11 protein-coding genes are annotated in these 13,365 nt (G+C 60.4%); 7 read left to right on the top strand and 4 right to left on the bottom strand.

Features of this window, described 5'->3' with window-relative positions:
- Positions 1-70: 70 nt before the first annotated feature.
- Positions 71-2,176 carry a molybdopterin oxidoreductase family protein gene (locus OQ248_RS16760; RefSeq protein ID WP_265813368.1) on the bottom strand — a complete coding sequence of 702 codons (2,106 nt, stop codon included), beginning with the start codon at positions 2,174-2,176 and terminating at the stop codon, positions 71-73.
- Positions 2,177-2,310: 134 nt separating this feature from the next.
- Complete coding sequence (locus tag OQ248_RS16755; protein ID WP_085730176.1) at positions 2,311-2,601, bottom strand: hypothetical protein; 291 nt, start codon at positions 2,599-2,601, stop codon at positions 2,311-2,313.
- A gap of 392 nt (positions 2,602-2,993) precedes the next feature.
- On the opposite strand from OQ248_RS16755, the gene argF reads away from it, so the two are divergent.
- Together argF and OQ248_RS16745 are read left to right on the top strand one after the other, a co-directional pair.
- Complete coding sequence (argF, locus tag OQ248_RS16750; RefSeq protein WP_085709493.1) at positions 2,994-3,914, top strand: ornithine carbamoyltransferase; 921 nt, start codon at positions 2,994-2,996, stop codon at positions 3,912-3,914.
- Positions 3,911-5,020 carry an ABC transporter ATP-binding protein gene (locus tag OQ248_RS16745; RefSeq protein ID WP_114885218.1) on the top strand — a complete coding sequence of 370 codons (1,110 nt, stop codon included), beginning with the start codon at positions 3,911-3,913 and terminating at the stop codon, positions 5,018-5,020. The genes argF and OQ248_RS16745 overlap by 4 nt, the downstream gene beginning before the upstream one ends.
- Positions 5,021-5,069: 49 nt before the next feature.
- Here the strand turns inward: OQ248_RS16745 and OQ248_RS16740 are convergent, their stop codons facing one another.
- Both OQ248_RS16740 and ybaK read right to left on the bottom strand, forming a co-directional pair.
- On the bottom strand, positions 5,070-5,852 hold the full coding sequence (locus OQ248_RS16740) for a PhzF family phenazine biosynthesis protein (RefSeq protein WP_265813367.1): 783 nt from the start codon (positions 5,850-5,852) through the stop codon (positions 5,070-5,072).
- Between the two features lie 89 nt (positions 5,853-5,941).
- On the bottom strand, positions 5,942-6,412 hold the full coding sequence (gene ybaK / locus OQ248_RS16735; protein WP_085709490.1) for a Cys-tRNA(Pro) deacylase: 471 nt from the start codon (positions 6,410-6,412) through the stop codon (positions 5,942-5,944).
- 361 nt (positions 6,413-6,773) lie between these two features.
- On the opposite strand from ybaK, the gene OQ248_RS16730 reads away from it, so the two are divergent.
- From OQ248_RS16730 to OQ248_RS16710, 5 genes are all read left to right on the top strand, one after another.
- Complete coding sequence (locus OQ248_RS16730) at positions 6,774-7,625, top strand: MIP/aquaporin family protein (RefSeq protein ID WP_169431712.1); 852 nt, start codon at positions 6,774-6,776, stop codon at positions 7,623-7,625.
- Between the two features lie 78 nt (positions 7,626-7,703).
- Positions 7,704-9,206, top strand: a complete 1,503-nt coding sequence (glpK, locus tag OQ248_RS16725) for a glycerol kinase GlpK (RefSeq protein WP_085709488.1) — start codon at positions 7,704-7,706, stop codon at positions 9,204-9,206.
- Positions 9,207-9,446: 240 nt separating this feature from the next.
- Positions 9,447-10,202 (top strand): DeoR family transcriptional regulator, encoded by a 756-nt coding sequence (locus OQ248_RS16720; RefSeq protein WP_085709487.1) that lies wholly within the window; start codon positions 9,447-9,449, stop codon positions 10,200-10,202.
- Positions 10,203-10,400: 198 nt separating this feature from the next.
- Positions 10,401-11,936, top strand: coding sequence for a glycerol-3-phosphate dehydrogenase (gene glpD / locus OQ248_RS16715; RefSeq protein WP_265813366.1), 1,536 nt, complete (start codon positions 10,401-10,403; stop codon positions 11,934-11,936).
- A gap of 342 nt (positions 11,937-12,278) precedes the next feature.
- Positions 12,279-13,205, top strand: a complete 927-nt coding sequence (locus tag OQ248_RS16710; RefSeq protein ID WP_085709739.1) for a glutamate/aspartate ABC transporter substrate-binding protein — start codon at positions 12,279-12,281, stop codon at positions 13,203-13,205.
- Positions 13,206-13,365: the final 160 nt, after the last annotated feature.

The following is a 13,365-nucleotide window of genomic DNA, read 5'->3' as shown; positions in this document are numbered from 1 at the left end:
CATGGGTCGGCACGGTGGCGCATTGTAACGGAATCCCGAGCGCGCTGCTCGGTCTCCCCGACAGACTTCCTCAAGCCGCCGCCACCGTCACCGGCACGCCGTTGAGCGCCGCATTGCCCGACAACTCGTCGAGCTGGCACTCATCGGTCAGATCGTTGGCGCTGGAGCCCGGCTGGCCGCTGGCAATCGCCATCTGCACACCCGGCCGGGCATGGCCCCAGCCGTGGGGCAGGCTGACCACGCCCGGCATCATGTCCGCACTGCCGAGCACCTCGACCTCGATCTGGCCAACCCGCGAGCTGACGCGTACAAGCTGACCATCACTGAGCCCGCGACTGGCGAGATCCTCCGGGTTCATCAACAACTGATGACGCGGCTTGCCCTTCACCAGTCGATGATAGTTGTGCATCCAAGAGTTGTTGCTGCGCACGTGACGACGACCAATCATCAACAGTTCACCATCAGCCGGCGCCTGCAAGGCAGAGAAACGCGCCAGATCGGCGAGAATTTCCGGCGGCGCAGCCTGGACTCGTTGATTGGCGGTCTTCAAGCGCGGTGCAAGATTTGGTTTCAGCGCTCCCAGATCAACGCCGTGGGGATGATCGAACAGCGTCGCCAGCGACAATTTGTGCTCGGACGCATCGCCATACAGACCCATGCGCAACCCCATGTCGATCATCTTCGCCGGCGGCATCGTCGGCTTCAGTTCCCTGTCGGTCTTCGCCGCAAAGGCCTTGGCCAGGCCGACGAAAATCTCCCAGTCATGCAACGCGCCCTCGGGCTTGGCGAGGATCGCCCGGTTGAAACGGGTGACGTTGCGCACCGCGAACAGGTTGAAGGTGGTGTCGTAGTGATCGTTCTCCAGCGCCGAAGTCGACGGCAGGATCAGGTCCGCATAGCGCGTGGTTTCGTTGATGTACAGGTCGACGCTGACCATGAACTCCAGCCCGTCCAGCGCCTGCTCCAGTTGCCGGCCGTTGGGCGTGGACAGCACCGGATTGCCGGCGACGGTGATCAACGCGCGAATCTGCCCTTCACCTTCGGTGAGCATTTCTTCGGCCAGCGCCGAGACCGGTAGCTCGCCGCCGTACTCCGGGCGCCCCGAGACACGGCTTTGCCATTTGTTGAAATGCCCGCCCGAAGTGGACGCCACCAGATCCACCGCCGGCTCGGTGCACAGAGCGCCGCCCACCCGGTCGAGATTGCCGGTCACCAGGTTGATCAACTGCACGACCCAATGGCAGAGCGTGCCGAAGGCCTGGGTGGAAACGCCCATCCGGCCGTAGCAGACGGCGCTTGGTGCAGCGGCGAAGTCCCGGGCCAATTGGCGGATCTGCTCGGCGGGAACGGCGCACAACGGGCTCATGGCCTCGGCCGTGAACGCCGCCACCGCTGCGCGCACGTCGTCCAGACCGTCCACCGGCAGATGGCTGTCCGAGGTCAGGCCCTCGCTGAACAGCGTGTTGAGCACACCAAACAACAACGCCGCATCGCCACCGGGACGCACGAACAGGTGCTGATCAGCCATCGCTGCGGTCTCGCTGCGCCGAGGATCGACCACCACCACTTTGCCGCCCCGGGCCTGAATCGCCTTCAGGCGTTTTTCCACATCCGGCACGGTCATGATGCTGCCGTTGGACGCCAGCGGGTTACCGCCCAGGATCAGCATGAAGTCGGTGTGATCGATGTCCGGGATCGGCAGCAGCAAGCCGTGGCCGTACATCAAGTAACTGGTCAGGTGATGGGGCAATTGGTCGACAGACGTGGCCGAATAGCGATTGCGGGTTTTCAGCAGGCCCAGAAAGTAATTGCTGTGGGTCATCAGCCCGTAGTTGTGCACGCTTGGATTGCCCTGATACACGGCAACCGCGTTCTGCCCATGACGCGCTTGAATCGCCGACAGTTTTTCAGCCACCAGCTCAAAGGCCTCTTCCCACCCGATCGGCAACCATTCACTGCCGACGCGACGCATGGGCTGGCGCAGGCGATCCGGATCGTTCTGGATATCTTGCAGCGCCACAGCCTTGGGGCAGATATGCCCGCGACTGAAGGTATCCAGTGCGTCACCCTTGATAGAGGTGATCTGCACCTGGCCGTCGGTTTCAGTGGTTTCGATGCTCAGGCCGCAGATGGCTTCGCACAGGTGGCACGCACGGTGGTGGAGAGTCTTGGTCATGGCCAGTCTCTGTCTTGTTCTGGGCAGGCAATCACGCCTGCGGGAACAAAACTATGGCGTGTGGCCGCGAGCGGCGCCAGCGACGTTCGTCTTGTGAATCGACGACCATCAGGCGTGCCGATAGACCGTCGAGATCAACTGGAAGGCAACTGGGGTGGCGCCGCCAGCTGGATTTCCTGAATGGTTTCGATCTGCTCGTGGGCAACGTGGACGCCAGTGAGTTCGCCGATCAGGCGCCAGTGCTCGTCGAGCCCGGTGCTGATGGTCGCCATGCGATCGATCATGTGGCGGCCGGCGGTCTTGACCACTTCGTCTTCACTGCGCAGCAGTTCGAAGGACAAGGAGGTGACCGATGCGGTCAGATGGGTCAGTGAGCGTGCCGTGTGGCCCAGCAATTCCATTAACAGTTTTTCTTTCGATTCCATGCGGAGGCTTCCTGCGTCGCTCGTGAGTTATTTATAACCCAGCACTTTGCTTTAGCAAATGTTTCAGGTCTGACATCCGACCAGCGATTCCATGGCCGACCGGTCGCAAACCGACCAGGCCTGCTCCATCCCCGCCCTGCCTGATTGCCAAGCCCGGCGGCGCCAGTGTACAAAGGTCTGGAATCCGGCTCGAAACCGGCGCATCGAGTGACCTCGTCACCCTCGCAAACTCCGCAAAAATCGTAGCCTATTGGAAAAACGCGACATTTAGTGTCAATATCGCGCCTCCCCCTATTTCGTCGCCCCGTGCGGCTTACGCCGCAGGTCTCGCCCGTTGTTCCGAAAAACAAGGCTTTGAGCATCTGCGGTTTGTAGCAAAAAGGTAGTCAATGATGAGCGCAAGGCACTTTCTCTCCCTGATGGATTGCACGCCCGAAGAGCTGGTCAGCGTGATCCGTCGAGGCGTTGAGCTCAAGGACCTGCGTAACCGCGGCGTACTGTTCGAGCCTCTGAAAAACCGCGTCCTGGGGATGATCTTCGAGAAATCCTCGACCCGCACCCGGATCTCTTTCGAGGCCGGCATGATCCAGCTCGGTGGCCAGGCGATCTTCCTTTCGCCGCGCGACACCCAGCTGGGCCGTGGCGAGCCCATCGGCGACTGCGCCATCGTTATGTCGAGCATGCTCGATGCAGTGATGATCCGTACCTTTGCCCACAGCACCCTGACCGAATTTGCCGCCAACTCCCGCGTGCCGGTGATCAACGGTCTGTCCGATGACCTGCACCCGTGCCAGTTGCTGGCCGACATGCAGACCTTCCTCGAACACCGTGGCTCGATCCAGGGCAAGACCGTGGCCTGGATCGGCGACGGCAACAACATGTGCAACAGCTATATAGAAGCGGCGATCCAGTTCGACTTCCAGTTGCGCGTGGCTTGCCCGGAAGGCTACGAGCCGAATCCCGAGTTCGTCGCCAGGGCCGGTGACCGCGTGACCATCGTCCGCGACCCGAAGGACGCCGTGCGCGGCGCGCATCTGGTGAGCACCGACGTCTGGACCTCCATGGGCCAGGAAGAGGAAACCGCCAAGCGTCTGCAGCTGTTCGCGCCGTTCCAGGTCAACCGTGCCCTGCTCGACCTGGCCGCCGAGGACGTGCTATTCATGCACTGCCTGCCCGCCCACCGCGGGGAGGAAATCAGCCTCGACCTGCTCGATGACCCGCGCTCCGTCGCCTGGGATCAGGCAGAAAACCGTCTCCACGCACAGAAGGCCCTGCTCGAGTTCCTTGTAGAACCGGCATATCACCACGCATGAGTCATGAATTACTGCTGAACCTGCGCAACCTCGCTTGCGGCTATCAAGATCAACGTGTGGTGCAGAACCTCAATCTGCACCTCAACGCCGGTGACATCGGTTGCCTGCTCGGCTCCTCGGGCTGCGGCAAGACCACCACCCTGCGTGCCATCGCCGGTTTCGAGCCAGTGCACGAAGGGGAAATCCAGCTGGGTGGTGAAACCATTTCCAGCGCCGGTTTCACTCTCGCTCCGGAAAAACGCCGGATCGGCATGGTGTTCCAGGACTACGCGCTGTTCCCGCACCTGAGCGTCGCGGACAACATCGCCTTCGGCATTCGCAAGCACCCGAACAAGGAGCGCGTCGTCGAAGAGTTGCTGGAACTGGTCAACCTGAAGAACCTCGGCAAGCGCTTTCCGCACGAATTGTCCGGCGGCCAGCAACAACGTGTCGCCCTCGCCCGCGCCCTGGCGCCGGAGCCGCAACTGCTGCTGCTCGACGAGCCGTTCTCCAACCTCGACGGCGAACTGCGACGCAAGCTCAGCCATGAGGTGCGCGACATTCTCAAGGCCCGTGGCACCAGCGCGATTCTGGTGACTCACGATCAGGAAGAAGCCTTCGCCGTCAGCGATCACGTGGGTGTGTTCAAGGAAGGCCGACTCGAGCAGTGGGATACGCCGTACAACCTCTACCACGAACCGGCAACGCCGTTTGTGGCCAGTTTCATCGGTCAGGGTTACTTCATTCGCGGCCAGCTCGGCAGCCCGGAATCGGTGCACACCGAACTCGGCGAACTGCGCGGCAATCGCGCCTACACCTGGCCGACCGGCGGCGCGGTGGATGTGCTGCTGCGTCCGGATGACATTGTTTACGCCCCGGACAGCGGGTTGAAAGCACGGATCGTCGGCAAGACCTTCCTCGGCGCCTCGACCCTGTATCGCCTGCAACTGCCGACCGGCGCGCAACTGGAATCAATCTTCCCGAGCCACGCAGACCACCAGGTTGGTGCGGATGTCGGGATTCGCGTGGCGGCGGAACATCTGGTGCTGTTCCAGGCCAGTGGCAGCACGGCAGCGCAGATTCCAGCGGTGGAAAACGGCGTTCGCCGCTACAGCACCGCGCACTGATTTGTACAAAAACAATGAGGGAGCCCAATGGCTCCCTTATTTTTTGGCTTCAGCCCAGCATCAATGTGCCGCTGGCCACCAGCGTCGCATTCCCGCCAATCTTCACCCGCTCGCCTTCCAGCCGACAGAACAACTCCCCGCCCCGCGCCGAACGCTGGCACGCGGTCAGACTCGATTTGCCCAGACGTTTGGACCAGTACGGAATCAGGCTGCAATGGGTCGAACCGGTCACCGGGTCTTCATTGATGCCAATGGCCGGAGCAAAGTAGCGCGAGACGAAATCATGCTGATTGCCCCGGGCCGTGACGATGGCGCCGAGCCAAGGCAGCTTGGCCAGGGCGACCATGTCCGGCGTGCAATCGAGCACCGCCTGCTCCGATTCCAGCACCACGAACAGCTCGTTGGAACTCAGAACATCCACGGCCTGGACATTCAGCGCACGCTCGATCTCCACGGTGACGCCTTTCTCCACCGCTTCAATGGCCGGGAAATCCAGCCACAGCCGGCCACCTTCGCGGCTGACACTCAACGGCCCGGACTTGCAGGTGAAGTCCAGACGCTCGGCGCTTTCCTTATAGATCTCGAACAACACATAGGCACTGGCCAGTGTCGCGTGACCGCACAACGGCACTTCGGTGGTCGGCGTGAACCAGCGGATATGCCAGGCCTGGCCTTCGCGCACCAGAAACGCGGTTTCCGCCAGGTTGTGCTCGGCGGCGATCTTTTGCATCAAATCGTCCGCGAGCCAGGCGTCGAGCCGATAGACCATCGCCGGGTTGCCACTGAAGGGCCGATCACTGAATGCGTCGACCTGATAAAACTCAAGCTGCATAACCTTCTCCCTGTGTCAGTCGAAAGAGCATGCCGCTACGGCTTGTTCATCGCCAGTGACAGAAACGGTCAATTTTTCTCATACAGAACTCAGGCGCGACCAATGTCGGCGAACTTCGCCTGGGTGTGCTCGGCGAGGACCGCGGGCGCCAGTTCGACTTCCAGGCCACGTCGACCGGCACTGACATAAATGGTCGCAAAACCCTGGGCGGAATTATCGATAAAGGTGCGCAGACGTTTTTTCTGCCCCAGCGGGCTGATGCCGCCCAACAGGTAACCGGTGGAACGTTGCGCAGCGGCCGGGTCGGCCATTTCCACTTTTTTTACACCGGCAGCGTGGGCCAGCCCTTTGAGGTCGAGACTTCCGACGACCGGCACCACCGCTACCAGCAATTCGCCTTTTTCACTGGCCGCCAGCAGCGTCTTGAACACCTGCGCCGGCTCCAGCCCCAGTTTTTCCGCGGCCTCCAGGCCGTAGGACGCGGCCTTTGGGTCATGTTCGTAACTGTGCACGCGATGTTCGGCACGAACTTTTTTCAACAAGTCCAACGCAGGGGTCATGGCAGCTCCAGGCTCGGCAGTGGCAAAAAATCCTGCGCCGGATTCTAGGCCATCGCCACGTAAAAGGCTCTACTGCGCGCCACGTTTCCCGGGGCTTGCAGGCTGACAACCGCATTGCCCAACGGGTGCCCCGCAGGATCATTCACCTGACTGATAGTTTATTTGTGACTGACGGTTCACTTTCGACCTTTGACAGCTTTGTTTCTTGTCTATATTTTTTCGAATCTGAATAATGTAAGAATTATCGTCACCGCAGCACCCAGCAGTAAACCGGGAACAGGATGGGGATCCTGCCCCGGCGAAAATCGCGCCTTGCCCTGTCGGCAACCGCGCCAGACAACAACAAAAACCGAGGTTTTCAATGACAACTGCGTTACAGCAACCATCGCTCTCGAGCCAGTGCCTGGCCGAGTTTCTGGGTACTGCACTTCTGATCTTTTTCGGTACGGGCTGCGTCGCTGCGCTCAAGGTCGCGGGCGCAAGCTTCGGTCTGTGGGAAATCAGCATCATCTGGGGCGTCGGCGTGAGCATGGCGATCTACCTCACCGCCGGAGTTTCCGGTGCGCACCTGAACCCTGCCGTCAGTATCGCCCTGAGCATTTTCGCCGACTTCGAAAAGCGCAAACTGCCGTTCTACATTCTTTCCCAGATCGCCGGCGCCTTCTGCGGCGCGCTGTTGGTTTATACGCTGTACAGCAACCTGTTCTTCGATTTCGAACAAACTCACCACATGGTTCGCGGCTCGGCCGCCAGCCTGGAACTGGCCTCGGTATTCTCCACCTTCCCGAACCCTGCGCTTTCGACCGCTCAGGCGTTCCTGGTCGAGGTGATCATCACGGCGATCCTGATGGGCGTGATCATGTCCCTGACCGATGACAACAACGGCCTGCCGAAAGGCCCGCTGGCGCCGCTGCTGATCGGCCTGCTGATTGCCGTGATCGGCAGTTCGATGGGCCCGCTGACCGGTTTCGCGATGAACCCGGCCCGTGACTTCGGTCCGAAACTGATGACTTTCTTCGCAGGCTGGGGTGAAATTTCCTTCACCGGCGCCCGTGAAATCCCATACTTCCTGATTCCGATTTTTGCACCGATTGTCGGTGCCTGCCTCGGCGCTGCCGGGTATCGCGGGCTGATTGCCCGTCACCTGACCGGCGCCACACCTGCTACAAAGGACGCAGAACCGGCCATTGACGGCAAACCAAGAACTTCTTGAAACAGTCGGCGCGGGCTCCTGCCCGTTTCGAGCCCGCGCCACGGCCCACTCACCCTTATTTCGTCCAAGGCAATCGACATGACCGACATTCAGAATAAGAACTACATCATTGCCCTCGATCAGGGTACGACCAGCTCCCGCGCGATCATTTTCGACCGTGATGCGAACGTGGTCTGCACCGCGCAGCGCGAATTCGCCCAGCATTACCCGCAAGCCGGCTGGGTCGAACACGACCCGATGGAAATCTTCGCCACCCAGAGCGCAGTGATGGTCGAGGCGCTGGCCCAGGCCGGTCTGCATCACGACCAGGTGGCCGCCATCGGCATCACCAACCAGCGTGAAACCACCGTGGTCTGGGACAAGACCACCGGCCGCCCGGTCTACAACGCGATCGTCTGGCAATGCCGCCGCAGCACCGAGATCTGCCAGCAGCTCAAGCGCGACGGTCATGAAGACTACATCCGTGAGAACACCGGTCTGGTCACCGACCCGTACTTCTCCGGCACCAAACTGAAGTGGATCCTCGACAACGTCGAAGGCAGCCGTGAGCGTGCGCGCAACGGCGAACTGCTGTTCGGCACCGTCGACAGCTGGCTGATCTGGAAATTCACCGGCGGCAAGGTGCACGTCACCGACTACACCAACGCCTCGCGGACCATGCTCTTTAACATCCACTCGCTGGAGTGGGATTCGAAGATGCTGGAGATCCTCGACATCCCGCGCGAGATGCTGCCGGAAGTCAAAGCCTCCTCGGAAATCTACGGTCGCACCAAGAGCGGCATCGCCATCGGCGGTATCGCCGGCGACCAGCAGGCTGCACTGTTCGGCCAGATGTGCGTCGAGCCGGGTCAGGCGAAAAACACCTACGGCACCGGCTGCTTCCTGCTGATGAACACCGGCGACAAAGCGGTGAAATCCCAGCACGGCATGCTCACCACCATCGCCTGCGGCCCGCGCGGCGAAGTGGCCTACGCACTGGAAGGCGCTGTGTTCAACGGCGGCTCGACCGTGCAGTGGTTGCGCGATGAACTGAAAATCATCAACGACGCCCACGACACCGAATACTTCGCCAATAAAGTGAAGGACAGCAACGGCGTGTACCTGGTACCGGCATTCACCGGTCTCGGCGCTCCGTACTGGGACCCGTATGCCCGTGGCGCGCTGTTCGGCCTGACTCGCGGCGTGCGTGTGGATCACATCATCCGCGCGGCGCTGGAATCGATCGCCTACCAGACCCGCGACGTGCTCGATGCCATGCAACAGGACTCCGGCGAACGCCTCAAGGCCCTGCGCGTGGACGGCGGTGCGGTGGCGAACAACTTCCTCATGCAGTTCCAGGCCGACATCCTCGGCACTCAGGTCGAGCGCCCGCAAATGCGCGAAACCACTGCACTGGGCGCCGCTTATCTGGCCGGCCTGGCGTGCGGTTTCTGGGGCAGCCTGGAAGAACTGCGCGGCAAGGCAGTGATCGAGCGCGAGTTCGAACCGAGCCTGGACGAAGCGGCAAAAGAGAAGCTGTATAAAGGCTGGAAAAAAGCCGTCAGCCGTACCCGTGACTGGGAACGTGAGGACGCTGAATAAGCCAGTCTGAGGACTGGTAACCTGTTGGCCCAAACAGCGTGAAAGCGTAGCGAGCGAAGGCAAGACAAGGCAAAAACAGGCGAGGACGCGGAGTTTACGGGTTTGTAAATGAGCAGTCCGAGCCTGTTTTTAACGCAGGATTGCCGAGCGCAGTAGCTTTCACGTTGTTTGGAAACTGGTCGGGAGCGGATTCCTGCGTCATCATGGGCAAATTTTGCACGGCAGCCCAAAGGAAGCCCCATGAATCTGCCTCCCCGTCAGCAGCAAATCCTCGAGCTGGTCCGCGAACGCGGCTATGTGAGCATCGAGGAAATGGCCACGCTGTTCGTTGTTACCCCGCAAACCATCCGCCGCGATATCAATCAACTGGCGGAAGCCAATCTGCTGCGTCGCTACCACGGCGGCGCCGCTTATGATTCCAGCGTCGAAAACACCGCCTATGCGATGCGCGCCGACCAGATGCGCGATGAAAAACAACGCATCGGTGAAGCCATCGCCGCACAGATCCCCGATCACGCCTCGCTGTTCATCAACATCGGCACCACCACCGAATCCATTGCCCGCGCCCTGCTCAATCACAGCCACCTGAAAATCATCACCAACAACCTGCACGTCGCCTCGATGCTCAGCGCCAAGGATGATTTCGATGTGCTGCTCACCGGCGGCAATGTCCGTCGCGACGGCGGCGTGGTGGGTCAGGCGAGCGTGGACTTCATCAACCAGTTCAAGGTCGACTTTGCGCTGGTGGGCATCAGTGGTATCGACGAAGACGGCAGCCTGCTCGATTTCGATTACCAGGAAGTGCGGGTATCCCAGGCGATCATCGCCAATGCCCGGCAGGTGATCCTGGCGGCGGACTCCAGCAAGTTCGGCCGTAACGCGATGATTCGCCTCGGTCCGATCAGCCTGATCGATTGCCTGGTCACCGACCAGCAGCCGGTGCCGGCCCTGGCGCAACTGCTGAGCCAGAACAAGATTCGTCTGGAAGTCGTTTAACCCTCCTCCCGCATAAGGCGCCTTCATGGGCGCCTTATGCGCATCTGATGTTCGAATATTTTCTTTTAGCCGCCCTTCGATGAGTTTTTTCAATCGAAGTCGACTGGCTGCGCGCGTCTTTATGGGCTACCATTTTCGCAAATGAACATTCATGTTCGATTTCCAAGACAGAAAATCAAAAGAGCCCGAGGCCAGCCGATGTCCACCTCTACCTTGCGTACGCCCCCTATCTCCGAGATCTACGATATCGCCGTCATCGGCGGCGGGATCAATGGCGTGGGGATCGCAGCGGATGCCGCCGGTCGCGGTCTCTCGGTGTTCCTTTGCGAAAAGGACGACCTGGCCAGCCACACTTCGTCGGCCAGCAGCAAGCTGATCCACGGTGGTCTGCGCTACCTCGAACATTATGAATTCCGTCTGGTGCGCGAAGCCCTGGCCGAACGCGAAGTGCTGCTGGCCAAGGCCCCGCACATCGTCAAGCCGATGCGTTTCGTACTGCCGCACCGTCCGCACCTGCGTCCGGCGTGGATGATCCGTGCCGGCCTGTTCCTGTACGACAACCTCGGCAAGCGCGAAAAACTCGCAGGCTCCAAAAGCCTGAAGTTCGGTGCCGACAGCGCGCTGAAAAGCGAAATTACCAAAGGTTTCGAATACTCCGACTGCTGGGTCGATGACGCCCGCCTCGTCGTATTGAACGCCATGGCCGCCCGTGAAAAAGGCGCGCATGTGCACACCCAGACCCGTTGCGTCAGCGCCCGCCGCGCCAAAGGCCTGTGGCACCTGAACCTGGAACGCGCTGACGGCAGCCTGTTCTCGATCACCGCCAAGGCACTGGTGAACGCCGCCGGCCCGTGGGTCGCCAAGTTCATCCGTGACGACCTGAAGATGGAGTCGCCGTACGGCATCCGCCTGATCCAGGGCAGCCACATCATCGTGCCGAAACTGTACGAAGGTGATCACGCGCACATCCTGCAAAACGAAGATCAGCGCATCGTTTTCACCATTCCGTACCTGAACAACCTGACCCTGATCGGCACCACCGACCGCGAGTACACCGGCGACCCGGCCAAAGTGGCGATCACCGACGGCGAAACCGATTACCTGCTGAAAGTGGTCAACGCCCACTTCAAGAAGCAGATCAGCCGTGACGACATCCTGCACACCTACTCGGGCGTCCGTCCGCTGTGCAACGACGAATCCGACAATCCTTCGGCCGTGACCCGCGACTACACCCTGGCGCTGTCCGGCAGCACCGAAGAAGCCCCGTTGCTGTCGGTGTTCGGCGGCAAGCTGACCACCTACCGCAAACTCGCCGAGTCGGCGATGGCACAACTGATGCCGTTCTTCACCCAGATGCGTCCGAGCTGGACCGCCAGCGCCACTCTGCCGGGCGGCGAAGACATGACCACGCCGCAGGCCTTGAGCGCGCTGATCCGCGACAAGTTCGACTTCGTCCCGAGCGAAATCGCCCGCCGCTGGGCCACCACCTACGGCAGCCGCACCTGGCGCATGCTCGAAGGCGTGGACAGTTTGGCCGACATGGGCGAACACATCGGCGGCGGTCTCTACACCCGTGAAGTCGATTACCTGTGCGCTGAAGAGTGGGCCACCACCGCTCACGACATCCTGTGGCGCCGCAGCAAGCTGGGGCTGTTCACCACCCCGGCCGAGCAGGAAAAACTGGCGGCGTACCTGAACAAGGTCGAGCAGAACCGCAAGATCGAAGCAGCCTGATCGATCGGCCCGTAAAACGAAAAGCCCCTGAATCGCGAGATTCAGGGGCTTTTTGCATTCAGGCTGAAACGAGGTCCGACTTATGGCATTCGGTTTTCCGAACGCGACCTGTCGGTCGGTTCGGATAACCGGATCAGAAACGCTGAAAAACACCATCACAAAACTTTAATCACCAGCAAAATCAACCAGTTAACTTGTTGTAACTGGTCTGGCACGACTCATGCTCTACACTCCTTCGACGAATGCCTGTTGCGCCAGCACAACAGGAGCCGTCAGGCATTCGAAGCACAAAAGGGCCCGCTCAACCGGCTCCATAAAAAAAACAATGTCGAGGAAAATTTGATGCGCATCGTTCCCCATATCCTGGGCGCAGCCATTGCTGCCGCTCTGATCAGCACACCAGTTTTCGCTGCCGAGCTCACCGGCACCCTTAAGAAGATCAACGACTCGGGCACCATCACCCTCGGGCATCGTGACAGCTCCATTCCCTTCTCCTACATCGCCGATGCTTCGGGCAAACCTGTGGGCTACTCCCACGACATTCAGGTCGCTATCGTTGAAGCCCTGAAAAAAGACCTGAACAAGCCTGACCTGAACGCCAAGTACAACCTGGTCACCTCGCAAACCCGTATCCCGCTGGTGCAGAACGGCACCGTGGACATCGAGTGCGGCTCCACCACCAACAACGCCGAACGCGCCCAGCAAGTCGATTTCACCGTCAACATCTTCGAAATCGGCACCCGCCTGCTGGTCAAGAAAGACAAGGAAGGCAAGCCGTCCTACGCCGACTTTGCCGACCTGAAAGGCAAGAACGTCGTGACCACCGCCGGCACCACCTCCGAGCGCATCATCAAGGCGATGAACGCTGACAAGCAGATGGGCATGAACGTCATCTCCGCCAAGGACCACGGTGAATCCTTCCAGATGCTGGAAAGCGGCCGCGCCGTCGCCTTCATGATGGACGACGCCCTGCTGGCCGGCGAAGAAGCCAAGGCCAAGAAGCCGGACGACTGGGTCATCACCGGTACTCCACAGTCCTTTGAAGCCTACGCGTGCATGGTTCGTAAAGACGATCCGGCCTTCAAGAAGGCTGTAGACGACGCCATCGTCGCGCTCTACAAGTCCGGCGAGATCAACAAGATCTACAGCAAGTGGTTCGAGAGCCCGATCCCGCCGAAGGGTCTGAACCTGAACTTCCCGATGAGCGAAAAGGTTAAAGAGCTGATCGCCAACCCGAGCGACAAGCCTGCGCCAGACGTAAAAATCTGACACTGATCTAACCTTGTCACCTGAGGGAGCCAACCCTCCCTCGGGCGACAGTTAATACCTGCTGGTTTCAACTGGAACACTCGACCTGGTGGTTTTCGAGCCGATCGCGTGTGCCTGACGTTCAACGTCAGACGGGAAAGGATCTTCCCCAGGCGGGCAC

The organism is Pseudomonas sp. COW5 (genome assembly GCF_026240005.1).
Lineage (GTDB): Bacteria > Pseudomonadota > Gammaproteobacteria > Pseudomonadales > Pseudomonadaceae > Aquipseudomonas > Aquipseudomonas kribbensis.
This window is presented reverse-complemented; position numbering and strand designations above follow the sequence as displayed.